General features: G+C 55.4%; 21 protein-coding genes and 2 pseudogenes. 15 read left to right on the plus strand and 8 right to left on the minus strand.

Annotation, left to right across the window (positions count from 1 at the left end):
* Window position 1 precedes the first annotated feature (1 nt).
* Entirely contained in the window at window positions 2–1,183 is a 1,182-nt protein-coding gene (locus tag R5M92_RS11110) for a cytochrome P450 (RefSeq protein ID WP_346796017.1), read from the minus strand.
* A 222-nt stretch (window positions 1,184–1,405) separates the two neighbouring features.
* On the opposite strand from R5M92_RS11110, the gene R5M92_RS11115 reads away from it, so the two are divergent.
* Window positions 1,406–1,867, plus strand: coding sequence for a DUF2243 domain-containing protein (locus R5M92_RS11115; protein WP_346796018.1), 462 nt, complete (start codon window positions 1,406–1,408; stop codon window positions 1,865–1,867).
* A 2-nt stretch (window positions 1,868–1,869) separates the two neighbouring features.
* On the plus strand, window positions 1,870–2,676 hold the full coding sequence (locus R5M92_RS11120) for a cytochrome c oxidase assembly protein (protein WP_346796019.1): 807 nt from the start codon (window positions 1,870–1,872) through the stop codon (window positions 2,674–2,676).
* A gap of 71 nt (window positions 2,677–2,747) precedes the next feature.
* Here R5M92_RS11120 and norR read toward each other — a convergent pair whose 3' ends face one another.
* Window positions 2,748–4,274 (minus strand): nitric oxide reductase transcriptional regulator NorR, encoded by a 1,527-nt coding sequence (norR, locus tag R5M92_RS11125; RefSeq protein ID WP_346796020.1) that lies wholly within the window; start codon window positions 4,272–4,274, stop codon window positions 2,748–2,750.
* Window positions 4,275–4,450: 176 nt separating this feature from the next.
* On the opposite strand from norR, the gene ytfE reads away from it, so the two are divergent.
* The 6 genes and pseudogenes from ytfE (at window position 4,451) to R5M92_RS11150 (ending at window position 9,271) form a co-directional block, all read left to right on the plus strand.
* On the plus strand, window positions 4,451–5,107 hold the full coding sequence (ytfE, locus tag R5M92_RS11130) for an iron-sulfur cluster repair protein YtfE (protein ID WP_346796021.1): 657 nt from the start codon (window positions 4,451–4,453) through the stop codon (window positions 5,105–5,107).
* Between the two features lie 370 nt (window positions 5,108–5,477).
* Window positions 5,478–5,807 (plus strand): annotated as a pseudogene (locus tag R5M92_RS16240) (methyl-accepting chemotaxis protein); the annotation flags it as partial.
* A 165-nt stretch (window positions 5,808–5,972) separates the two neighbouring features.
* On the plus strand, window positions 5,973–6,371 hold the full coding sequence (locus tag R5M92_RS16245) for a CZB domain-containing protein (protein WP_417339158.1): 399 nt from the start codon (window positions 5,973–5,975) through the stop codon (window positions 6,369–6,371).
* A 136-nt stretch (window positions 6,372–6,507) separates the two neighbouring features.
* Window positions 6,508–7,860 (plus strand): NADP-specific glutamate dehydrogenase, encoded by a 1,353-nt coding sequence (gene gdhA, locus R5M92_RS11140; protein WP_346796023.1) that lies wholly within the window; start codon window positions 6,508–6,510, stop codon window positions 7,858–7,860.
* Window positions 7,861–7,970: 110 nt separating this feature from the next.
* Complete coding sequence (gene rnk / locus R5M92_RS11145) at window positions 7,971–8,384, plus strand: nucleoside diphosphate kinase regulator (protein WP_346796024.1); 414 nt, start codon at window positions 7,971–7,973, stop codon at window positions 8,382–8,384.
* A 392-nt stretch (window positions 8,385–8,776) separates the two neighbouring features.
* Window positions 8,777–9,271, plus strand: coding sequence for a hypothetical protein (locus R5M92_RS11150; RefSeq protein ID WP_346796025.1), 495 nt, complete (start codon window positions 8,777–8,779; stop codon window positions 9,269–9,271).
* Window positions 9,272–9,508: 237 nt separating this feature from the next.
* On the opposite strand, the gene R5M92_RS11155 is transcribed toward R5M92_RS11150, so the two are convergent.
* Together R5M92_RS11155 and R5M92_RS11160 are read right to left on the minus strand one after the other, a co-directional pair.
* Window positions 9,509–10,321: a class III extradiol ring-cleavage dioxygenase gene (locus R5M92_RS11155; RefSeq protein WP_346796026.1), complete on the minus strand. Its 813-nt coding sequence runs from the start codon at window positions 10,319–10,321 to the stop codon at window positions 9,509–9,511.
* 436 nt (window positions 10,322–10,757) lie between these two features.
* Window positions 10,758–11,705 (minus strand): annotated as a pseudogene (locus tag R5M92_RS11160) (IS481 family transposase); the annotation flags it as partial.
* 357 nt (window positions 11,706–12,062) lie between these two features.
* On the opposite strand from R5M92_RS11160, the gene R5M92_RS11165 reads away from it, so the two are divergent.
* A complete protein-coding gene (locus R5M92_RS11165) occupies window positions 12,063–12,896 on the plus strand; it encodes an acyl-CoA thioesterase II (protein ID WP_346796027.1) in 834 nt (277 codons plus the stop codon).
* Window positions 12,897–12,973: 77 nt separating this feature from the next.
* Here R5M92_RS11165 and R5M92_RS11170 read toward each other — a convergent pair whose 3' ends face one another.
* From R5M92_RS11170 to R5M92_RS11180, 4 genes are all read right to left on the minus strand, one after another.
* Entirely contained in the window at window positions 12,974–13,807 is an 834-nt protein-coding gene (locus R5M92_RS11170; RefSeq protein ID WP_346796028.1) for a type III pantothenate kinase, read from the minus strand.
* A 72-nt stretch (window positions 13,808–13,879) separates the two neighbouring features.
* Window positions 13,880–15,136, minus strand: coding sequence for a CoA transferase (locus R5M92_RS11175; protein ID WP_346796029.1), 1,257 nt, complete (start codon window positions 15,134–15,136; stop codon window positions 13,880–13,882).
* A gap of 42 nt (window positions 15,137–15,178) precedes the next feature.
* Window positions 15,179–15,586: a PaaI family thioesterase gene (locus R5M92_RS16250; protein WP_417338782.1), complete on the minus strand. Its 408-nt coding sequence runs from the start codon at window positions 15,584–15,586 to the stop codon at window positions 15,179–15,181.
* Window positions 15,583–16,398 (minus strand): IclR family transcriptional regulator, encoded by an 816-nt coding sequence (locus tag R5M92_RS11180; protein ID WP_346796031.1) that lies wholly within the window; start codon window positions 16,396–16,398, stop codon window positions 15,583–15,585. Before R5M92_RS11180 ends, R5M92_RS16250 begins: the two co-directional genes overlap by 4 nt.
* Window positions 16,399–16,574: 176 nt before the next feature.
* On the opposite strand from R5M92_RS11180, the gene R5M92_RS11185 reads away from it, so the two are divergent.
* The 6 genes from R5M92_RS11185 (at window position 16,575) to R5M92_RS11210 (ending at window position 24,226) form a co-directional block, all read left to right on the plus strand.
* On the plus strand, window positions 16,575–18,134 hold the full coding sequence (locus R5M92_RS11185; protein WP_346796032.1) for an acyl-CoA synthetase: 1,560 nt from the start codon (window positions 16,575–16,577) through the stop codon (window positions 18,132–18,134).
* A gap of 44 nt (window positions 18,135–18,178) precedes the next feature.
* On the plus strand, window positions 18,179–19,336 hold the full coding sequence (locus R5M92_RS11190; RefSeq protein ID WP_346796033.1) for an FAS1-like dehydratase domain-containing protein: 1,158 nt from the start codon (window positions 18,179–18,181) through the stop codon (window positions 19,334–19,336).
* An 86-nt stretch (window positions 19,337–19,422) separates the two neighbouring features.
* Window positions 19,423–19,986, plus strand: coding sequence for a TRAP transporter small permease (locus tag R5M92_RS11195; protein ID WP_346796034.1), 564 nt, complete (start codon window positions 19,423–19,425; stop codon window positions 19,984–19,986).
* A gap of 209 nt (window positions 19,987–20,195) precedes the next feature.
* On the plus strand, window positions 20,196–21,086 hold the full coding sequence (gene dctP, locus R5M92_RS11200) for a TRAP transporter substrate-binding protein DctP (protein ID WP_417338786.1): 891 nt from the start codon (window positions 20,196–20,198) through the stop codon (window positions 21,084–21,086).
* Between the two features lie 141 nt (window positions 21,087–21,227).
* Complete coding sequence (locus tag R5M92_RS11205; protein WP_346796036.1) at window positions 21,228–22,514, plus strand: TRAP transporter large permease; 1,287 nt, start codon at window positions 21,228–21,230, stop codon at window positions 22,512–22,514.
* A 104-nt stretch (window positions 22,515–22,618) separates the two neighbouring features.
* Window positions 22,619–24,226 (plus strand): carboxyl transferase domain-containing protein, encoded by a 1,608-nt coding sequence (locus R5M92_RS11210; protein WP_346796037.1) that lies wholly within the window; start codon window positions 22,619–22,621, stop codon window positions 24,224–24,226.
* Window positions 24,227–24,231 lie beyond the last annotated feature (5 nt).

Genomic DNA, 24,231 nt, shown 5'->3' on the forward strand with positions numbered 1-24,231 from the left:
TTCAGCTTGCCATGCTGGCGGGCTTGGCGGTGCGTACTCTCAGCGGCACTGCGGAATAGCCTCCCGCGGGATAACGGGCGCGTATCGCGGAGCGTCCTGATGCGGGCGCCAGCTCGACGGTGGCGGTCAGCAATGCCTCCATGAAGAACTCAAGTTCCATTCGTGCCAGCGGGGCACCGGGACAGACGTGAATGCCCGCTCCGTAAAGCAAATTGTCCTTGGGATCACGGTCCAGACGTACCTCGTCAGGGTCATCGAACACCGCCTCGTCGCGATTGGCCGATCCCCACAAAAGCGTCAGGCGCTCGCCGGCGGCCAGGTGCCGGCCACCAATCTCCACCGGCCGGGTGGTGATGCGACGGTTCGACATCAGCGGTGCGTCGAGACGCAGGATTTCGTCGATTGCCGTCGAGAGTAGCGAGGGCTCGTCACGCAGTCGTGTCTGAAGCGCGGGGTTGCGCGCCAGGTAGTTCATCAGAATGCCGATACTCGCCGAGATGGTGCCGAGCTCGCCCACTGTCCAGTTGCGCAGGATACTGACGATCTCCTCGTCGCTAAGCGGGCGCCCTTTTACCGTCTCTTTCATGATCCGGGTGGTGACATCGTCCGGCGCAGCGTCCCCCAGCGCTCGACGGTGGTGCAACTGCTCGCGAATCACGCCGTCGAACTCCAATGCCAGCTCACCCAGCGCTTCGCGGTCGCCGGCCAAGGTGGCGGCCTGCTGGCGATTCACCCAGGCGCGCAGCGGTTCATGCAGGCAAGTCGGCCACCCCATGAAGGCACACTGGATCTCCAGGGCGAAGTCCTGGCCCATTTCGGCCATTGCTTCTACTTCGCCGTCGGCAGGCAGGCGGTCCACAACTGCTTCGGCGATGGCGCGGCATTGCGGGGCGAAATCGCTCATGGCAGCAGGACCGAAGTAGGGCTCGATGAGGCGACGAAAGTGCGTGTGTTCGGGTGGGTCCATGGCGTTGGGCACCGACAGGTGGCGACTTGCCGCGTTACTGAAGGTCTCGTGATCCTCGAGTACCCGCATCACGTCTTCATGGTGAAAAAGCGACCATTGCAGGTAATCGCTGTAAGCCACCGGACAACGACCGCGTATCTCGTCGTAAGCCGCGATCTGATCGTCCAGTACGCTCTCGCTGCGCGGGTCCCAATCCTGCTGAATCGTGTCGCTCATGCTATCTCCTTGAGAAGCGAGAGGCACCAGGCAGGCGCCAGCCTTCTCTCCTCGAGAATGGAACAAGGCTCCTATAGCAACAGAAACACCACCGGCTCACATTGACCTGCATCATATTGACGATCGAGCGGTCAAATTCGGTCATCATTGCCAGCCGTGGCCTTGGTTTTTTGCAAAAAGCTTGGCTAATTTGAAGAGCGTATTCAGAAGCGAGATACACAAATGAATTTGCCTACGTCTTCGCGTGACGATGCTCGGCGCTCGCTATGGGCGGCTGTGTTGGTAGGTATTGGGGTGATGGCGGGTGTCGATGAAATCGTCTTTCATCAGCTACTCCAATGGCACCACTTTTTCGACCGAGCGACACCGACGATCGGCATCATTTCGGATGGCGTACTGCATGCCGTAGAGCTGCTTGCCATCGTGATCGGCGTCTTCTTGTTGATCGATTTATCGCAGCGAAAGCGGTTGGCCATCTCCTGGGCGTGGGCTGGTTTCTTTTGTGGCATGGGCGGCTTTCAGCTTTTTGACGGTATCGTCAATCACAAGCTTCTGCGCCTCCATCAGATCCGCTACGAAGTAGAGCCATTCATTTACGACCTTAGCTGGAATTTCGCCGCCCTGGTCCTGCTACTGGTAGGGGGATGGCTATATCGGCGAGCCAAGCGAATGGGCAGGGGTTAAACATGTCTGTTCAGGCGCATGACAGTCATGGGCTTATCGAGTGGTTGCCGCTTGTATTGGTTACTTTACTGACGCTGACCTACTTGGCCGCTGCCTACGCACAGCGAACCACCGCGGCGGGCTGGAGCCTCTGGCGCTGCGGTTTCTTGGTTCTAGGAAGTGTATTGCTTGCTGTTGCTGTGCTGCCATCGATGATGACATGGGCGCATCACGATCTACGCGGCCATATGGTGGCACACCTGCTGATAGGCATGCTGGCACCCATGGTTTGGGTGCTGGCTGCTCCCGTGACGCTACTGTTGCGCGCGTTACCCCAAGCCGGGGGGCGGCGCGTCGCTGCCTTGCTCCAGAGCCGACCGATACGTTTCGTCTCGCATCCAGTTAGTGCCCTCTCGCTCAATATCGGCGGTATGTACGTGCTTTACTTGACGCCTCTGTATGCCGCTTCGCTGGACAACCAGGCGCTGCACTATTGGCTACACCTGCACTTTCTGGTGGCAGGATATCTGTTCTGCTGGGCCATTCTGGCGGAGCCGGATGCCTCGCCGCATCGGCTGAGTTTGCGCTTTCGCTTGGGGATATTGTTCATTGCCATCGCCGCTCACAGCTTGTTAGGCAAACTGATGTACGGTTATTTATGGCCCCGCGATACCGGCAATGGGGTGGAAGAGATCCGTTTTGCCGCGCAGCTGATGTACTACGGCGGTGACCTGGCTGAACTGCTGCTGGCGGTCGTACTGCTGAGCCTGTGGCTACGTAAACCCATCGACCGGCGCGAGGCTCTGTTGTCTAGTGCTACTCCTACGTAGCGATAAGTCCGTAGTCGCCGGGTTCCGCATGTCTTTATCCAGACGCTAGCCGAACACGGTTCACGCTAATTTCACTTGACTCCCAGCCGCCGGGCCAGCTTATGCAGATTGCTGGGGTCGACCGCCAGACAGCGCGCGGCGGCTGCCCAACCTCCGTCGCAGGATTCCAGCGCTTCGCGGATCGCCTGACGCTGGGTCTTTTCCACTCGCTCACGTAGCGTTGGCGATTCGGCCTCATTCAATACTTTCGGCGTCTCGGCCGCGCCGACAACCCGCTCCGCACTAACAGGCAGGTCGAGCCATGCGGGCATCAGTGTGACAATGTCGTCACGGCTGGCGCCATGACTGAGCGCCTTGATCGCCGCACGGCTGATCACGTGTTCCAGTTCGCGCACGTTGCCCGGCCAGCCATAGGCCAGCAGCGCCTGTTCGGCCTCGGGGGAGAGGCGCAGGCTGCGCACCCCAAGACGCATGCGATTGATCTCGAGAAAGTGCCCGGCCAGCACCAGTACGTCGCTGCCCCGCTCGCGTAGTGGCGGAATGGCTACCGGATAGACTGACAGCCGATGATACAGGTCGGCACGGAAGCCGCCCTCGCGCACCGAGTCGGCCAGCTGACGATTGGTGGCAGCGATGATTCTTACGTCAACCCGGCGCGGGGTATCCTCGCCCAAGCGCTGTATCTCGCCTTCCTGCAAGGTACGCAGCAATTTGGCTTGAATCGATAGCGGTAGTTCGCCTATCTCATCGAGAAATAGCGTACCACCGTCGGCTGCCTCGAAGCGGCCGGCACGATCGGTGCTGGCGCCGGAAAAGGCCCCTTTCACATGGCCGAACAACTCACTCTCGGCCAGCGACTCGGGAAGGGCCGCGCAATTGATCTGGACCAGCGGCGCTTCCCGTCGTGAAGAACACCGATGCAATCGACGCGCAAAAAGCTCCTTGCCGACTCCGGTCTCACCGCTCAGCAGCACCGTCAGATCGGACGCCGCCACCACGTCAAGCTCACCTAGCAACCGCTGAAGTACTCCACTATGGCCAAGGATATCGCGCGCTTCGGGCGCCGACAGTAGCGGGCTGCCTTCCTGATGGGTCATGCGCAACGCGCGCAGGTCCTGTTCCAGGCGGCTGACCCGCACCGCCGCCTCGACCAGTAGCGCATAGCGCTCCAGCGTCATGCGATCAGCGGCATCGAACGTCCCCGCTTCCAACGCATCCAGGGTCAGCACGCCCCAGGGCTCACCTTCCACGTGCAGGCTGATGCCCATGCAGTCATGCACATGCAGCGGCTGGCCGGGTTGCTGCTCCACCAGGCCGTCGTAGGGGTCCGGCAGGTCGGCATCCGGCGCAAAGAGCGTGGTACGACGGCTGGCAAGGATGGTCGCCAGGCGCGGATGGTGAGCTACCTCGAAGCGCCGCCCCAATGCTTCACGCGCTAGACCATCCACGGCCACCGGTCTCAGAGCATCCGCTTCCAGACGCAGCAGGCAAACTGCGCCACAGCGAAACCCTTCACGCAGGGTACGTACAAGCCGCTGCAGGCGCACGGCACTGGGCAAATCGGCAACCAGATCGGCCAATAGAGTGTCATCAAGCATGGTTAAAATAACCTTTATATAGTTATTTTTACCCTACCATATCAGGGTTATTTTCACCTTATACACTTTAACTATTTGATTTATATCAAATAAATATCCTGGCATGCCGCTTGCTATAACAAAACTGGACTCTTCCCAGAACGCTTCCCAGCACTCGTTCCACATGAGGCATCGCCATGACTTTACTCGACCAGTCCGTCGGACGTATCGCACTTTCCCTACCGGGCGCCACACGTATCTTCCATGCGCATCACATTGACTTCTGCTGCGGTGGTCGTATCACTCTTCGAGAAGCGGCACAGCGCGCCGGCCTACAACCTGATCAACTCGTTGCCGAACTTGATTCGCTATCGGCCAATGCCAGCAATGAACACGATTGGCGAGACGCCAGCGACGACGCGCTGATCGATCACATCCTGACTCGCTACCATGACGTTCATCGCCAACAGTTACCCGAGCTGACCCGCATGGCCCGCCGCGTCGAGCAGGTCCACGGCGACCGCGACAGTTGCCCCCATGGGCTTGCCGACTTGTTGACCGACATTCATCAGGAAATGGAAAGCCACATGCAGAAGGAGGAGCAGATTCTCTTCCCCATGCTGCGTCGCGATCTGGGCGCCCAGGCCCAGGGGCCGATCACGGTGATGCGCCACGAGCATGACGACCATGGCGCAAGCCTCGAGCACCTCATGATGCTCACCGATGGCATCAACCCGCCCAAAGGCGCCTGCACCACCTGGCGCGCGCTCTACGCCGGGCTGCGCGAATTCCGCGACGACCTCATGCAGCACATCCACCTGGAGAATAATCTGCTGTTCGAACGCGCCGGTTGACGCATCATCGACTGACTCCACGCGCCGCCTGTTGCGTGACGGGCGGCTCTTGTTTGCACGACCAGGAGACGCCATGCGCCTTTTCCGCCGTAGATCCCCTTCCCGTCATGCCCTTTCTCGCCACGAAGGCGAGGCAGAAAGAGCTACTGCATTGCACGCCGAGCGCGACCGGCTCCAGGCCCGCATCGACACGCTGGAAGCCCAGCAGCGGCTGCACCAACATCTGTTTACCAATCTCACCGGCTTCGGGGACTCCGTGGTGGCACTACACGAGTCCTTCTCGGATCTCTCCGAGTTGCTGCTGGGCAATCAGCAGATCGCGGAATTCACCGCCAGCGAATCGCAACGCAGCCAGGATGCGCTGAATGCCATGGTCACCGATCTTGGCTCGCTCAATGAGCGCATCGGCACTGCCGCCGAGCAGGTCACGTCGCTGCGCGATGACGCCGGGCGTATCGACAGCTTTGTCGGTGCTATCGATGAAATCTCCATGCAGACCACGTTGCTCGCCTTCAATGCCAGCATCGAGGCGGCACGGGCCGGGGAAGCCGGACGTGGATTCGCCGTGGTGGCAACCGAAGTGCGCGAGCTGGCGTCAAGGACCAATGATGCCACTCACGGAATCGGCGATCTCAACGGCAGTATCATGAGCCAGGCCGACCAGGTCGATGGGGTGATGAACGATAACTCCCGTAAGGCCGAACGTCTTAGCGCCGAGGCGAGCCACGTGATGCAGCGTACCGAGCAGCTGCTGGAGCTGACCCATAAAAGCAGTCAAGCACTCGCCTTCTCCGCCATGTTGAGCGAAGTGGAGCTGGCCAATCTGGAAGAGCTGGAAATCAAGCTGGAAGTCTATCGTATCTTCATGGGCCTCTCGGCCAAGACGGCAGCGGACCTGCCCGATGAATCCCAGTGCGCCCTGGGCCGCTGGTACTACGCAGGAACGGGGAGCCAGCAGTTCTACAGCGACCAGGACTTCCAGGCACTGGAAGTGCCGCATCGAGAAGTCCACCAGCAGGCTATCGAGGCCGTGACATACCACCAGCAAGGGCGCATGGACGAGGCGATGGCCGCCCTGTCCCGGATGGAAGCCGCCAATCTGGATGTCATGAAACGGCTGCGCTACATCATGCGCAAGTACCGCCCCGACGCGCAACAGGCCCGCCAGGCAGTACCGCCGGTCCTCCATAATAGCCCGGCGGCAACCAATTCGTTTAATAACCGTTTATTAGATATTCTAAAACCAACGTGTACTGAGCGCTGAGCATTCGACTTTAGTCTTTCCTGCAATCCAATATGTTCATACCAAATAAGCATAGGGTATGCATGATTACGCACCGTCGGTTAAATATCCTCACATTCTTTCAGCCAACGCTATTTAACTGCACGGGTCTACCCTTATGCCCTATGTACACGACACGCTCACACGACTACAGAAAAGCAGTCCAGCTCAGTCAGAATTCTATCAGGCAACTGAAGAAGTGCTGGAATGCCTACGCCCCTTGTTCGATCAGAACCCGCACTATCATCAACACAGCATCATCGAACGGATCGTCGAGCCAGAACGCCAGATCATGTTTCGGGTCAGCTGGCTGGATGATGCTGGACGCGTACGAGTCAACAAAGGCTATCGTGTACAGTTCAACTCCGCTCTCGGCCCATACAAGGGTGGCCTGCGATTTCACCCCAGCGTCACGTCGGGCACCATCAAGTTCCTGGGCTTCGAGCAGATCTTCAAGAATGCGCTGACCGGTTTACCGATCGGTGGCGGCAAGGGTGGCTCCGATTTTGACCCGAAGGGGAAATCGGATAACGAGATCATGCGCTTCTGCCAATCCTTCATGACCGAGCTATATCGCCATATTGGCCCTCATTGCGATGTGCCTGCCGGTGATATCGGTGTAGGGGGTCGTGAAATCGGCTACCTGTTCGGTCAGTACAAGCGGCTGACCGGGCGCTATGAAGGCGTACTGACGGGCAAAGGGCTCAATTGGGGAGGCTCTTTCGGCCGCAAGGAAGCCACCGGCTACGGTGCGGTCTACTTCGCGCAGAACATGCTGGCGGCAAGAGGAGAAGAGCTTCGCGGCAAGGCCTGCCTGGTTTCGGGGGCCGGCAATGTCGCGATCTACACCATCGAGAAGCTATACGAGCTAGGCGCCAAGCCGATTACCTGTAGCGATTCGCGTGGCACCATCCACGATCCCAACGGCATCGATCTAGGCTTGCTCAAGCAGCTCAAGGAAGTACAACGGGTTTCCCTGGAAGCCTATCTACATGACCATCCGGAGGCGCAGTATATTTCGGCACGCGACTATCCTCAGGGTGGACATGCGGTATGGCGTATTCAAGCCGAAGCCGCTTTCCCTTGCGCCACCCAGAATGAACTGACCGAAAGCGATGCGGAAATCATGCTCGCCAACGGCATACATTGCGTTAGCGAAGGGGCCAACATGCCCTCCACGAAAGAGGCCGTAGACCGTTTCCTCGAAGCCAAGATCGCTTACGGGCCAGGCAAGGCCGCCAATGCAGGCGGTGTCGCCACCAGCCAGCTGGAAATGGCCCAAAACAGCGGTATGGAGCAATGGCCACTAGAAAAGGTCGACCAGAAACTCCAGCAGATCATGGCCGATATTCATCGACAGTGCGCCGACACCGCCGTCGAGTTCGGCGAACCGTCCAACCTGGTGCTGGGCGCCAATATTGCAGGCTTCAGACGTGTCGCCGATGCCATGATCGAACAAGGCGTCACCTGATCGCCTTTATGATGTGAATCGCTTACACTGCCAGAAGCATGCAGTCCTTCCTTTCGGGGAAGGGCTGCTTTTTGTTGATTCGACTTTATTGCGTTTCAAGGAGAGTCGTCATGGGACAGCGTCCCCCCATTATCATTAATCGCCTGGATGCCGAGCGCCTCCAGCGCCTTATCGATCAAGCGTCCGACAAGGACCTGGCCGTGGCGGAGCTGCTCGAGGAAGAGCTATCCCGGGGCGAAGTCCTCAATCCCGAGGATATACCCGATGACGTGGTGAGCATGAACAGCCAGGTCCGTTTCACCGACCTCAATCGTGGCGCCCAGATGATTCGTACCCTGGTATATCCGCACTCCCTGGCAAGTGTTCCGGATGGCATTTCGGTAATGGCGCCCATCGGGGCGGCACTGATCGGCCTGAAAGTTGGCGATATCATCGACTGGCCGCTACCCAACAACACCGAAGCACGCCTGCGGATCGATGCCATCTTCTGGCAACCCGAACGAGAAAAGCAGTTTCATCGATAGTGTTCTGCAAGTCACGGTAGGCTTACAAGTCTTGCCTGACTGGTGAACGGACTGGCTGTATGCGTCGACAGTTCCTACACGTGTTGTCAGCCTCTTGAGTTCCTATCGACTCATCCCGCCCTTGGTCCGCGCATCGAGGCATTGCAGCAAGCTATGGAGGAAGCCATGACGACCTATCGCGCCCCTCCCCGTCCCCCTGTTCTGGATAGCCTGAATCGCTCCGGATAATCTAGACACCGGGGCGATGCAATGATTGTATTGGTGAGCGTGTTTTTCGTGCGATAAAGCAGCAGGTGTTGGTAGCGGCCTGTAGAAGAAGCTGCCATAGCTTGTATGGTCCCGTAACCTTACTTTTGTTCAAATATATTGGCGCTAAAAACAAGGGAACAACAATGTTAAAAAAAACGAATTCAATCTCCATATCGATCACTACGACACTTACTCTACTATTTTCCTCCCTTGCTCTGGCCAATGAAGCGTATAGCGAGACAGCAACAGGCATGGTCGAAGTCGCTGTTCAAGCAATCTGCGAGGGAGATAAAGACAAGCATCTTTCACTGCATCAACGGAAAATTGAACCAGACCCCTATTATGATGAAAAATTCTCTGATTTCCATGAAGCATGTAAAGAGAAAGGTATAGCGGATATTGAAATAGAATCGGATCTTGATGATGCAATAATGCAAGAGCAAAAGCGCAGGTATCACATTAACGCGAACATTGTCATGGGGGATGGGTCTGTTTACGCGACCACGTTTCGAGTGATCTGGGGCTCAATCCAGGACCCAGAGGGAAGCGACCCAGTTGAAACGTGGAGATTGGGTGGAATTAGTAGAGTAGAAATCCCTATTCTCCGGGAAGATTACTTGGATAATAGATCCAATTAATACCAGTAAATTTAAATTAGAGTCATAAGATTCTTGTCGGCTTCACAGTCATCTTCGAACAACTCACCAAACAGTAGCCAACCGACTCCACCATAGCCAAGGTAGACGCTATGGCGGCAGCGCGTTGGCGTTTAGTCAAAACAGACGTCCCTGCTCGGCATAGCGCCGTGCAGGGTCGTGTAGAGAGATTGGCTACGATTAAACTATATAGGTAGTCGGCGGTATTCGACCGGTTAATCAGCTCATTTCGGCTTGCCAGTAAAACATCCCCGATTTTTTGCCGAGAATCGTTGCCGAAATATGGGTTTCACTTGGCTTGTTCGCTAGCCCATAACACACATGCAGCGGCAGAAGATGCTCTTCACGTGGGTGGCAGAACCGGGCGTGGGGCGCGCGCTCCCAATGAGCCAGGCGCTCGGCCCGCTTAGACTCCGGCAGGCTGGTGTCGGTACAGGTTTCTTCCAGCCAGTCCTCGAAGGCCTGGTTGCGCGCCTGAATCTCCGGGGTGTTCGGTATAAAGAACGCTTGCATGTTATGGAACGAGAAACCAGAGCCAATCACCAGCAGGTTGTCGTAGTCCAGCGCTTGCAATGCCCGCCCTATCGCTAGATGCGTCTCGGTATCCAGGCTATTCACCAGCGAGAGCTGAACACAGGGGATATCCGCCTGTGGATACATCAGCTTGAGCGGCACGAACAGGCCATGATCAAAGCCCCGCTGATCATCGAGCTGTGCCGGTATGCTGGCCTGTTCCAGGACCTGGCGTACCTGGCCCGCCAATGCAGGCTCTCCTGGGCAGGGATAGCAGATTTCGTAAGCCTCGGGTGGAAAACCGTGGTAGTCATAGATCAGCGGCGGATTGGCGCCTGCGGTGACCGTTGGGACCGTTTCTTCCCAGTGCGCGCTGATCACCAGAATCGCCGAGGGCTTGCGCAGTTTGCCCGCGATGTCCGTAAGTCGATCCACCATATCGCGGTGACCGGGATCCCCAAGCAGCGGCATCGGCCCGCCACCGTGGGAAATGAACAATACATCAGTGTTCGCGCTCATGATGGATACCTCAGGTTATAGATGAAAAGCAGGACCTTACCGGCCCCGTCTAGAGCTCGTCCGATCCTGCCAGCACATTGCCCGTGGGGTTCAGCGCCTTGATTGAGCAACACCCCGCCTTGATGTGATCAAGATTCACGGTTTCGACAATGCCGTCGAGCGCCAGAATCGCTAAGATCCGAGCTTCGTGTAAACTGCGCCAAACCGTTATCATGGAAAAAGCAATTGACCGAACGATGGACTAAACCGTTGATCCCTGAGTGGATATCGTTATGGCTGCTTCTGGCAACTGCTGTGCTGCTACCTAGTAGCGCGTTATCCTCCCCATTGGTACTGGGACCAGACATTCCCTACACCGTGGTGGCCGATGAATCGGGGCAACAAACGGTTGAGCAAGTGTACCCCCATTTACGCCAGGATAAGCCGATACACTCAACGTGTTTGGTCCCGCAAAGAAGTGGTTCGGATCATCATAAAATCTTTGGGGTTCTTTTTGCCACTGTTCAAGAATAAATCCGACGGGTGTCTTGCCTTTGAGCGCCCTGAGAGGGCGAGCACTGTTATAAGCCCATAGATAATCCTCCAGATGAGACTGGAGCTGAGCCAACGAGGTGTAGTGGAACATCCGGATGGTGGCTTCCTTGAGCGTACGATTCATCCGCTCAACCTGGCCGTTGGTCCAGGGATGAAAGGGCTTTGTCAGCCGGTGCTCGATCCCGTGACGGTAACAGACGACATCGAAGATATGCGGCTTATAGGCCTCTGCGCCTGCCTTCTTCGCAAACTGAACCCCATTATCGGTCAGCACGGTGTGGACTCGGTAAGGCAACATCGCCAGCGCTGCTTCGAGAAAATCAGCGGCGATCTGCCGAGTCATCTGGCGATACAGATGTGCATGGACAAACTTGGATGTCCGATCCACCGCGACAAACAGATAGGCCTTGCCCTCACCAGTGCGGACCTCACTGATGTCGATATGTAGGTAGCCGATCGGATAGCGCTTGAAGGGCTTCTTCTCGCGCTTCTGGCGGTTATCTCTCGGCAGTTGGCTAATCCCGTGCCGCTGATAAAGGCGGTGCAGGCTCGATCGGGACAGCGTGGGAATTTCCCGCTGAAGAGCATGGAGGCAGTCATCCAGCGGTAGCAGCGTCTTTTGCCGAAAAGTGACAGCGGCGGCTTCTTCCAGTGGTGTGAGCGACGTGGAACGAGGGGCTGACGGCCCCATGCGGGTATCCTCGACGGTATCTCGGTGACGCCACTTGCGCACAGTCTTGGGGTTAATACCGTAGCGTCGACTCAACGTCGTGACCGACTCCGTCGATCGCTGTATTTCTGTTCGGATGGCGTGCGTGGTCGTGGCGCGTTTGTGAAGAATCTGAGCCATGGGTCATCCTCCGATAATGGTTCATAATGTAGACCATTACTCTTCGGGACCAAACATCTAGGTTTTGTACGAGAAGTAGCTTCTGCTAACTGCCCCTATGCTGCTCAGCGTAGGTAAGCTACCCCCCCCCGAACACAGGCTATGCTGGATAGACAGAACTCCTCTCGACGATTGGTTTGGACGACTCGATTATCCCGTCCCTACACTGAAATCGAACCCCACCGGGCCTGCCCCTATATCCCGTGCGTGAAGTATTCGTATCTGCGAAACGCCTCGAAATCCTGTAAACTGGAGTACATGTAGACAACCGTATGATATCAACGGTGTCGTTGCATCGCATAGCACCGGAGTAAGACAATGAACCCTGACGCCGTGAACGCCCTGGTGGACTTGCTCAGCGTAGAGGCTCTGGAAGAGGATCTGTTCCGCGGTCGTAGCCAAGACCTCGGCTTGCCTCAGTTGTTCGGCGGGCAGGTGCTGGGCCAGGCATTATCGGCGGCCGGCCAAACCGTCGCTCCTTCACGACGGGCCCACTCTCTACATGGATATTTCCTGCGCCCTGGGGATCCACATCGCCCAGTGATCTATCAGGTCGACAGGGTGCGTGATGGTGGAAATTTTACTACCCGCCGGGTCTCAGCCATCCAAAAGGGTCGGCACATTTTCTTCTGCAGCGCCTCTTTTCATGGCAAGGAAGAGAGTATTACCCACCAGCCCACAATGCCCGAGGTTACAGCGCCTGAGATGCTCGCAAGCAGGAACGCTCGCCTAGAGCGCTTTCCTGGGCATCCTATCGAGTTCCTTCATCTTGGCGACGAGGCAAAACCTGGTTTACCAGCCCGCAAGCGGATCTGGTTCCGCCTTTCCGATGCTCTACCGGATGATCCTATCCTCCATCGTTATTTGCTCGCTTACAGCTCCGACTTCCACCTACTGACTACATCACTCGTGCCCCATGGACTAGTCCATCCAGACCCAAACCTAAAAATTGCCAGCCTTGACCATGCGGTCTGGTTCCACCACGACGTGCGTGTCAATGATTGGCTGCTCTACGATATGGACAGCACTTGGGCTGGTGGCGGTCGCGGCTTCTCCCGCGGCAGCATCTATAATCGAGATGGTATCTTAGTGGCATCTTCCGCCCAAGAAGGACTGACACGAATGAAAGCTATTAGCCCTTCACACAAATAGGATCTTACCTTCAATACAAGACTTGCAGGTGTCTAAGAAACTGGAGGCGGCTTACGGTATGTTCTACATAGTGTCAATCATTTATTTAAAAGAATTGACGCCTTCATAGCTTCCAAATTGATCAGCTCAGGAACATTCGGGGCTCCAGACATCTGACCCGCTCGCTCAGCGGCTGTGAGCGGAAAGCAAGCCTCCAGCCCCCCGTAGACCATATCGGGCCAGATAGCATGAGGAGCATGCACCCCTCCGGCTATCACTTTGGCATCGCCACCCGTCAATAGTAACGGTAACGCCTTGTTTTCCCTGGCGCACACCTCCAAATAGAGACGGTCGATAGCACTTATTGCCGCGATATAGATGCCATGATTCACTGCCTCAATGGTTCGCCTTCCAGGGGCAAGCAATGCTTCGGCCTCGCTATCGAGTTCGATCGCTACATTGCGTGTTCCCAGTTGCAGAATCTCTTTCATCAACCGTATTCCAGGTAATACATACCCACCGAGGTGACGCCCACCCGGTAGAACGAAATCGATAGTTAAGGCACTACCACAATCAACAACGCAGCAGCCCCCTGCTAACTGATAACCGGCAAGTGAACCCAACCAGCGATCCACCCGGAGTTGCCTAGGATCCTCGTAACCATTAGTAACACCTAGTGCCACTCTAGTGGAGCGGGCGATATGGATGTTATCCACCTCGCACCGTAAGATATCAAGGAAGTCTTTGAATAAGGCAGCTTCGGCCACACTCGATATCCGTACTGCTTCGATTGTATTTAGATCAGGAAAGTCACGACCAGGACGCCACTTTTCTGAAGTCCATACTGAGCCGCGCGAGCGAACCTCATTGTTGATAGGGTCCTTGAGACGCCATTTTGACAGCGCATTACCGATATCAAGATCCAGAATCATGGGAACGCCTACACAGTAGAACGAGGACAATCCTGTCGGCTGTCTTAGGTGAGGAACGGAACATGAACATCTTCAACAAGTTCTCTCAGCAACCTTAAGCGTTCCTAGAGGGTTGAAGACCCCCCGGTCACGGAGCTCTGCTATTTGCTCAACATCAAGGTGCAAAATATCTTTAAGAATTTCCTCAGTGTTCTCTCCGAGTAAGGGCGGTGGTTCAAGGGAAGGCCGGGGCATGCCCATGTAATGGATGGGGTTGCCAACCAGACGGAGCTCGCCCATCACCGGATGGTAAACCGAGTTGATCATATTTCTCGCCCGTGTGTTTTCATGCTCCAATGCCTCCCCTATGCTCAGAATGGGCGAGTGTGGAACATCATAACGTTGCAATCGCTCCGTCCACTCTGCAGTAGTGCAAGTACGAGTATGGCGCTCGACTAGCTCATTTAACTCATCACGATATGTCAAACGTGAAGCATAATCGGCAAAGCGAGAATCTTCTATTAGCTCCTCGTCACCGATTGCCCGTGCCAGGTTATGCCAAAATCCCTCGGTTAGGCAGGCAATAATGATATATCCGTCGCTGGTCTTGAAGGCACCATAGGGTACCAGATTTGGATGTCTCGTCCCCTGAGGCTTCGGTGATTCTCCCGTCACAAGATAAATCTGAGCAAGGTACCCCAACATACCTAAAAGGCTGTCCAGCATCGAAATATCGATGAGACGTCCCTTACCAGTCTCTTTGCGCTCATACAGTGCCGAAAGGATCGCAATGGATCCATAAATGCCGCCCGCCATGTCTCCAATCGGTAGCCCCATTTTGGTGGGTCTGGCACCTGGCTCCCCGTTCACGCTCATCACTCCGGAAAGAGCTTGCGCCACGATATCAAAAGAGGGTTGATCACGGAGAGGGCCATCCGCCCCGAAACCGCTTATCGAACAGTAAACCAACCCAGGGTTATGCTCAGCCAGCGTGGCATAGTCCAGACCTAGCCGCTCCATGACCCCGGGTCGAAAATTCTCGATTACCACATCGCTCTTAGCGGCAAGATCACGGGCAATCATCTTACCTTCTTCAGTAGCAAGATTAAGAGTAATGCTTTTTTTATTGCGATTTAACGACATGTAATAGTGGCTCATATCGCCCTGAAAGGGTGGGAAATTTCGAGTGTCATCCCCCTTGCCTGGGGTTTCTACTTTGATGACCTCTGCACCTTGATCAGCTAGCATCATGGTTGCATAAGGCCCAGATAGTACGCGAGTAAAATCGAGCACTTTGACGTTATTAAGTGGCCCTTTCCAAGACGATTTTTCCTGGCATTTTCTAGTCATTATTGGCTCCCAAGACGAGTAGCGATATGAGGGTGAAGGGTCTTATACTTGTTTCCAGACCCCGCTGGCCAAGGCGACGTCACGCCCCTCAACGGAGAGTCTTCCCTCCATGAACAATAGGCTGCGGCCTTGCTGAACAACACAACCACGTGCCTCAAGAAAATCACCTGGTTGCACAGGCATAAGGAAATGTGTCCCCAACTGTATCGTAATACACGGATGTCTCCCTGCAGTCTCCCATGCGAGTGTACTAAGCGCATGATCTGCTAAAGTGGTAAAAATGCCTCCATGTATTACTCCTGCAGGGTTGCAATGATGTTCTTCTAGGAGTAAGCCATACCCCCAACTATCATTCTCTTGGCGAGTCCAGAGCGGGCCAATAAAAGTCATAAGTCCCGGAACACTTCGTGCCTTCCAGCCTAGCAACTTCAGGTCCTGTTCCATCCTCATGCCTCAGCTGTCTTTCTTTCAGACGACAAAGAGGGGATCTCACCTTTCCCTCCCAGTTTCCAGGAAATATTGCCAGCAATATCACGCATTTCTTCAATCATTTTCTTCATCCCATCGTCTTTAACCTGCTCTGCAACCCCAACGACTACGACGGCATGGGACATCTCATCCCGTGAATCCAGAACAGGAACTGAAACGATTGTGATCCCGCGGATATAGTTTCCGTTATCAATGGCATAGCCAGTCTCTCTCGTACGCTCGACCTCATGGCGCCACTCTTCAAGAGAGGGCGCGCGCTCCCATTTGAGAGACTGGAAGCGCGCTGATAGATCGTCCCAATTGTGACTACCGAAGGCAGCGAAACACCGACCAGTGGCGCTGATCAGGGCAGGGAACCGGCTACCGACACTAATATGCAGCCGGAAGGGAAGCTCCATATGCGAAACCGCCACAACCACCATGTGCCGCATCCCGGAAACGCGCACACCGATAGCCGTGACGCCATAGCGTTCCGATAGCTGATTCAGAGCAGGCTGCACGATGTCACCGAAGCTGTTTTGGCGCATCACATTGTGAGCCAAGGTCAATATCCCCGCATCAAGCGAGTAGAGTTTGGTCTCTGGATCGAAGGCCACCAGCTCCTCTTCGACCAGAGTCCTCAGGATGTGCAAGCAGGTGCTGGGAATAAGCTCGAGATCACGCGCTAACTGATTGACACCCAAGGGTTCTTTTCTCTTCCCCAGGTACCTGAGAATTGCGATGGCACGTGTCACAGCTGGTACCCGCTTCATGTGGCGTTCTGGCGTTTCCATGTGTTTGTCATCTCATGTGCTCTTGTGTAGGTGCCTTCTACCTCAGTGTGAATCCATATGCCAGCCATTGTCAATATAAAATGCATGGTGTCTATTGACAATAGCGTGACTCGGGTCTTGAATTGATCACAGTCGCCCACGGCTAGGGCACGGAAAGTTACGAACGGGGAAGTCAAATGAGCAAACTCACAGAACTCACAACTTATGCTGATGCCCAGCGCCAGTTTTCGCCCGAAAAGCTTTGGGAGCTTTTCGACGGTAGCCGGTCACAACTGAACATCTCGCACGAGTGCATTGACCGTCATTCGGACGACGATGCAATAGCGGTTCGCATCGCTCATGCCGATGGGCACGACGAAGCGTTAACGTTCCAGAGCATTTCTCGGGCGTCTGCACGGTTCGCCAACTATTTGATCGCGCAGGGAGTGAAGCCAGGTGAGCCGGTGGCGATCATGCTAGAGCCTTCCCTGCCTTTCTATGTCGGCCTGTTCGGCGCTATGAAGATGGGGGCCGTCGCCGTTCCGCTCTTTACTCTGTTTGGGCCGGACGGACTGCGCTTGCGTATGGAGGACTGCAAACCTCGGCTGTTGCTGACCAATGCTGAAAAGGCCCCGCTGGCAGAGGGTATTGCGAACCTAAAGACGGTAGTGGCCGACCAGGATTTCATGGCTGACCTGGGTGGCTATTCCGACATGTTTGAATGCCAGACACGCGGTGATGATCTCGCGGCCCTGCAGTACACCTCGGGTACCACACGTGAACTGCCCGATGCAGTGCGCCACACTCACCGCTCGATTGTCACCCTGATGACAGCGGCTCTCTATGGTACGGGACTGCGCCCCGGAGATCGTTTCTTCTGCCCTTCGTCTCCAGCTTGGGGACATGGCCTTTGGCACGGCACTCTGGCGCCCCTCGCCCTAGGCATCACCACCGGCACCTTCTCAGGCAAGTTCGACGCCGAACGGTTACTCAGGGCTCTACAGGACTACCGCATCACCAACCTGTCGGCCGCTTCTACTCACTATCGCATGATGAGGAACTCGGGCGCTGCCGATCGCTATCACTACACGATTCGCAAGCTCTCCTTTACCGGCGAGCCCATGGACAGCGAGACCGCCGACTTCGTCGCTGACACCTTTGGCGTGCAAGCCTGCAGCATGTATGGCACCACGGAGATCGGGGTCATTCTGGTGAGCTATCCCGGAGCAGAAGATTTTCCCCTCAAACCGGGATCGCTAGGGAAGCCCGTGCCGGGAGCACGAGTCGAAGTCCATGATGCCAATGGCAAGCCCTGCGAACCTGGTGTGGTCGGGGAACTGATGATCTGGCGCAACGGGGAATGGTTTCCCACCAAGGATCTTGCGCGGATCGATAAGGATGGCTACTTCGAGCACGCTGGTCGCGCCGACGATGTGATCATCTCCGCTGGCTGGACCATGAGTGCCGTGGAGATCGAGGATGCCGTGCTCAAGCATCCCGATATTCAGGAAGCTGCCGCTATCGGTGTTCCAGACGAACTACGCGGTCAAGTCGTTAAGGTCTTTGCCGTCTCGGGGCGACCCGGGAACGATGAATTCATATCCGAGATTCAAGAATTAGTACGCACTCGACTGAGCCGGCACGAATACCCACGCATCGTGGAGTTCGTTTCGGAACTCCCCAAAACTCCTGCCGGCAAGGTGCATCGAAAAGTGTTGCGCGACCGGGAGAAGGTAGCACTTGGATCAGATTCCTGATCCCCCTAGTTAGAACTTAACAACTCACCGAGAGGTATAACAACATGAACCAAGCAGCAATTAAACCCGATGGCACCGATGGCCTTTTTCCCAAAATTACCCAAGAAGGCTTGGACGACCTAGCCAGTCGCATAGGTATCAAAATCGAAAAAACTGTCGAGCCTTGGAACTATGAAGCGAGCCGGGACAGCATCCGCCACTATGCGCATGGTATTGGTGATGACAACCCACTGTGGTGCGATCCGAGCTATGCGGCCAGTACACGATACGGCGATATTATTGCACTGCCCTCTTTCCTTTTCTCCACCAGCCGCATAGTTTCAGGTTACGTAGGTGGTTTGCCTGGTGTTCACGCCATGTGGTCGGGTGCCGATTGGACTTGGCACAAGGCAGTTCGCCGCAACGATGTTATCACCACCGAAGCCTATCTGAAGGATCTGATTGAGCATGATACCCGCTTTGCCGGCCGTGCTGTGCAGCAAATATATCATGTGAATTTCTTTAACCAATCGGGTGACTTAGTAGCCGAGGCAGACAGCTGGTGTTTTCGTACCGAGCGCGACCACGCCCGCGAGCAAGGAACCAAATACAAGGAGGTAAGAGAAAGAGAGCCTAGGAAGTATACAGAGGAAGAGCTTGCCGAAGCTTTCAAACTCTATGAGAAGGAAGAAATTCGTGGCAGTACGCCGCGCTATTGGGAAGATGTTCAGGAGGGAGAGGAGCTCCCGACTATGGTCAAAGGACCAATGACTGTGACTGGTTTCATCGCCTACGCACAAGGCTGGGGTGGTCTCTACATTCGAGCCAACAAGCTCGCCTGGCAACAGCACACTGCCCATCCAGGCCTAGGAATAAAGAATCGCTTCGGAATTCCCGATTGCCCCGAGCGGGTACATTGGGAAGAAGATTTCGCCTTGCGTGTCGGAGCTCCTGGCGCTTATGACTATGGCCCCGAGCGTTGTTCCTGGCTGACCCATCAGCTCACCAACTGGATGGGTGACGACGGTTTCCTTCGGCGGTCAGCATGTCAAATCCGCCGGCATAATCCCGAGGGTGACATCATCCGTATCCAGGCCAAGGTCAAGAGCAAGACCAGTGAGGAAGGACGTCATCTCGTGGAGATCGAGCAGGCCGCATACAATCAGGATGGAGAACTTTCCGCTTTGGGTACAGGTATCGTGGAGTTACCGATTCGCGGCTGAGATCCTGATCGAAACATGATGGAACTGGCGCCTTACACATGCCGTAAGGCGTCTAACAACAACCATGCTACCGCCGGGGGATGACTATGCAAAATGATTCTGAATATGTGGGCATCCTATTGCCGAGCCGGATCCTCGGTTATATGGAGGACTCGCTGCATGCTTTGGCTTGCTGTTGCCTTGTGTTTCTGACTGGCCTTATCACAGCGGATGTCGTCTCTCGAACCCTCTTCAATACACCCCTACATGTCCAATTCGAGCTGACCGAACTCTACCTTATGCCAGCAACGGCGGTGCTCTCCCTATCACGTGTTTATCGAGAGGGCGCCCACCTGTCGCTTGAGGTAATCAAGCCTGAAATGTTTGGACGTGCTTGGCCATATCTACATAGCCTTATCCTGGCTATTTCTGCCGTCTTGTTTGTGCTAATTGCTTGGCGGTCAGGGGTGTATGCCTTCAAGGCACTGGCCAATCACTCCATTTATTTTGGCATCTATGACTGGCCTCTGGGAGTGGCTTATGCCTCCATTCCTATAGGGAGTGCCGTGCTCTCCTTACGGCTGCTTAACGACCTTATATGTACCAGTGTATTTGGTAATAGAGTTGCCTTGAACCAAAAGAAAATACAGGAAAGTCACCACTCTGGTTGAGATAAATCGACCTGTAGTATCACATCACAATAGTCTTGGAGAACAATAATATGCCATGCTCAATATCACACAGCGCGCTAATGCCCTTCATCCTTTCAGCGACTCTGGCTGTCACTGCCCTCCCGGTAGCGGCAGAGAGCCGACCCCTGAGCATCGGGGACTTTTTCTCGACTGAACACCTCTTTACACAAAAGGGCACCAGGCCGTGGATGAGCCATGTCGAAGAAAAAACCAATGGCTCAATCCAGTTTACACATTTCCCATCATCACAGGCAGCACCTGCCGGCGGCTTGCTGGACGCTGTTAATACTGGCGTGCTAGATATGGCTCTAATCGGCCCTGCTTATCACAGCGAAAAACTGACACTCAATTCACTGATTGCCTTGCCCGGTCTATATGATAGTGCGGAAGAAGGCTCGGCAGCACTGCAATCTGTGATGAGCGAAGGACCTCTACGTGAGGAGTTTACAGAGGCCGGAGTTGTACCCATTTTTAGTCTGGTGAGCCCGCCTTATCAGGTACTCCTCAAGGATAAACAGGTCGGCTTGCCTTCCGAGTGGAGTGGGCTTGATATTCGTACCAGCGGCACAACACAGGCCATGACAGCACGCGCCCTCGGCGCATCGGCTGTTAGCCTAGCAGGACCTGAGGTGTACATGGGTCTTGAGCGTGGTCGAGTTGAAGGTGTCTTTTTCCCACTCTCATCGGTTGGCGCATATAACCTTCAGGAGGTAGTCGACCATATTTCTAGCAATGGTTCCTTTGGGGGCTATAGCTATGCTCTCGTGATAAACCAAAAAACTTTTGAGAATCTATCTCAAGAGGAACGCTCTGCGATGCTTGAGGCTGGAGAGGAAATTAGCACCGCGCTCGCAAAAGCCCTGGATGAATCCACGGCTGGTCTGTTGGAAGAGTGGCGTGATCAAGGGATCAACACTTTCCAATTCACGGACGAAGAATTGCAATCTCTCGATAGCGCAGTGGCAGATGTAAAGGGCGACTGGGTAAAACGGATCAGCAGCCACGATCCTAGAGCAGCCGAGGCGTTACAAGCTTTTGAGAGTGCAGTTAGCAATGTCTCATTGAACGGTAACCGTTGAGCTTATAAGTAGAGTAACTGAGACATGCGGTGTGTTCAGTATTCATCACACCGCATGTCACCCAAACTCAAAACCTGAATAATCCTTGGCTGCATCATAGACATTCAAACAATTAACAATAACCCATCTGGAGCATTGAGTATGCAATCCTTCTACCTTGTCGTTGCTCTTCTTTTCTTGCTGATGCTCCTAAGAATGCCGGTCGCTTTTGCTATGGGCGCTTCTGCCGTTGTGGGTTTAGTACTTCACTTTGGTCCGGATCCAGCACTGGCGATTCTCGAGCGCGCAGTATTTGAAAAGACCTCAAGTTTTATTCTTGTCGCCATTCCCTTATTCATTCTTATGGCCGAGTTGCTAACGGCGGGTAATATGACGCGACGAGCTATTATCGCCTGCCAAGCCTGGGTCGGCCACCTACGCGGCGGTCTTGCCGTGGCTACCGTTGGCTCAGCTGTAATGCTGGCAGCTTTGGTGGGAAGCAGTACAGCATCCGCAGCCACCATGGCTGCATCAGCCTTTCCAGAAATGCGTCGATATCGCTACGATGACAGGCTTTCCTCTGCGGTTGTCTGTGTAGGCGGTACACTGGCCGTAATGATCCCACCGAGTATTGTTCTGGTGGTCTACGGCATCCTTACAGAGACCTCTATCGGCCGACTCTTCATCGCCGGTATCGTCCCGGGCATGCTGACGGCGGCCGGTATGATTATGACCATAATGATTCTCTCTAGAGTAAGTGGCTATGCTCCTGCAGGATCTCCTTTTCAGCTACGTTCAGCTTTCAAAGAATCCCGAGGAGTTTGGCCAATCGTAGTACTAATTATTTTAGTCATTGCTGCCATATATACGGGTGCCGCATCCCCCACTGAAGCAGGTGCCCTTGGAGTCACAGGTGCACTGATCCTCGGGCTTTCCCAGCGAGTGCTCTCCCCAGGCAACATATCAAGTGGTCTGAGTCGTGCGGTGACAACCACTGTCATGATTGTGGCAATCATTTTCTGTTCTTCTATTTTTGCCAACTATCTAGCCTTCACCCAAATCACTCAAGGCGTCATCGTTGCCGTAGAGAACTCCGGCCTTCCTTCTTGGGCCATTCTTCTGTTGATGGTGGGGATGTTGTTGTTATTGGGAATGGTGCTTGATCAATTGGCAATCCTGTCCTTGACAATGCCGTTAGCTTTTCCAATTGCCTCGGCACTAGGTTATGACGCTGTATGGTTTGGAATAATCGTGACAAAGACAGTAGAGATTGGGCTTTTAACACCTCCTCTTGGACTTAACGTTTACGTCACTGCGGGACAAACTAAACTCCCTCTCAGCACTGTATTTGTCGGCATATTGCCTTTCATTTTGCTTGAGGTTTTAGTGCTTTCGATTCTGCTCCTTTTCCCAGGCTTGACACTATGGTTGCCCAACATGATGTGGTGAATCTTCAAGTCCATCGTTTCCTATGATTAATAATTTCATAAGCATAAGTTGCGTGCTGGGTTCCAGTGACGGGCCCCTCTCCCTATCAACCTAAAGGACTTGCAATGAGCATTCTGCAATCCCAGATCAATTCGCGCAGCGACGCCTTTCAGGCCAACCAGGCCAGCATGCACCATGAAGTCGTCAAGTTGCGCGACCTCACCGCCGCCATCCGTCAGGGCGGTGGCGAAAAGGCCCGCGCCCGGCACGAGTCCCGGGGCAAACTGTTCGTTCGTGACCGCATCGATCATTTGATCGATGAAGGTTCGCCTTTCCTGGAGTTCTCCGCCCTGGCGGCGCACGAGCTCTACGAGACAGAGGTGCCCTCCGCCGGGGTAGTCACCGGCATCGGCCGGGTATCGGGCGTCGAGTGCGTGATCGTCGCCAACGACGCCACCGTCAAGGGCGGCACCTACTTCCCGATGACGGTGAAGAAGCACATTCGTGCCCAGGAGATTGCTCGCAAGCACCGCCTGCCATGTATCTACCTGGTCGACTCCGGCGGCGCCTTCCTGCCCCGCCAGGATGACGTCTTCCCCGACCGCGACCATTTCGGTCGCATCTTCTATAACCAGGCGACGATGTCCGCCGAAGGCATTCCTCAGATCGCCGTGGTGATGGGCTCCTGCACCGCCGGCGGCGCCTATGTGCCGGCGATGGCCGACGAGTCGATCATCGTCAAGGAACAGGGCACCATCTTCCTGGGTGGCCCGCCGCTGGTGAAGGCCGCCACCGGCGAGTCGATCAGTGCCGAAGACTTGGGTGGCGCCGATGTCCACGCCAAGAAGAGCGGCGTGGCCGACTACTACGCCGAGAACGATGCCCACGCGCTGCAACTGGCCCGTGCCTGCGTGTCGCGTCTCAACTGGCAGAAGCGCGGCAAGCTGGCGATGAAAGAACCCAAACCGCCACGCCTCGACCCCAGCGAGCTGTACGGCATCGTGGGTACCGACCTCAAGAAGCCCTATGACGTTCGCGAAGTCATCGGGCGCATCGTCGACGACTCCGACTTCGACGAGTTCAAGCGCTACTACGGCGATACGCTGGTCACCGGTTTCGCCCATATCCACGGTTACCCGGTGGGTATCGTGGCCAACAATGGCGTGCTGTTTTCCGAGTCCGCCGTCAAGGGGGCGCATTTCATCGAGCTTTGTGCCCAGCGCCAGATTCCATTGATCTTCCTGCAGAACATCACCGGCTTCATGGTGGGCTCCAAGTACGAGCACGAAGGTATCGCCAAGCACGGCGCCAAGCTCGTTACCGCCGTGGCCTGCGCCAAGGTGCCCAAGTACACCATTCTGATCGGCGGCAGCTTCGGTGCCGGCAACTATGGCATGTGCGGCCGCGCCTACGATCCCAACCTGCTGTTCATGTGGCCCAATGCGCGCATCTCGGTCATGGGTGGCGAGCAGGCCGCCGGCGTACTCGCCCAGGTCAAGCGCGACCAGTACGAGCGCGAAGGCCGCGAGTGGACCCAGGAAGACGAGGAAGCGTTCAAGCAGCCCACTCGCGAACAGTACGAGCACCAGGGCCACCCGTATTACGCCAGCGCTCGTCTGTGGGACGACGGCGTCATCGACCCCCTGCAGACCCGCGATGTACTGGGCCTGTCGCTCGCCGCCGCCATGAATGCGGAAGTGGAATCCACCAAGTTCGGCGTATTCCGGATGTGAGGCAG

The sequence above is a fragment of the Halomonas sp. Bachu 37 genome (assembly GCF_039691755.1).
Classification (GTDB): Bacteria; Pseudomonadota; Gammaproteobacteria; order Pseudomonadales; family Halomonadaceae; genus Vreelandella; species Vreelandella kashgarensis.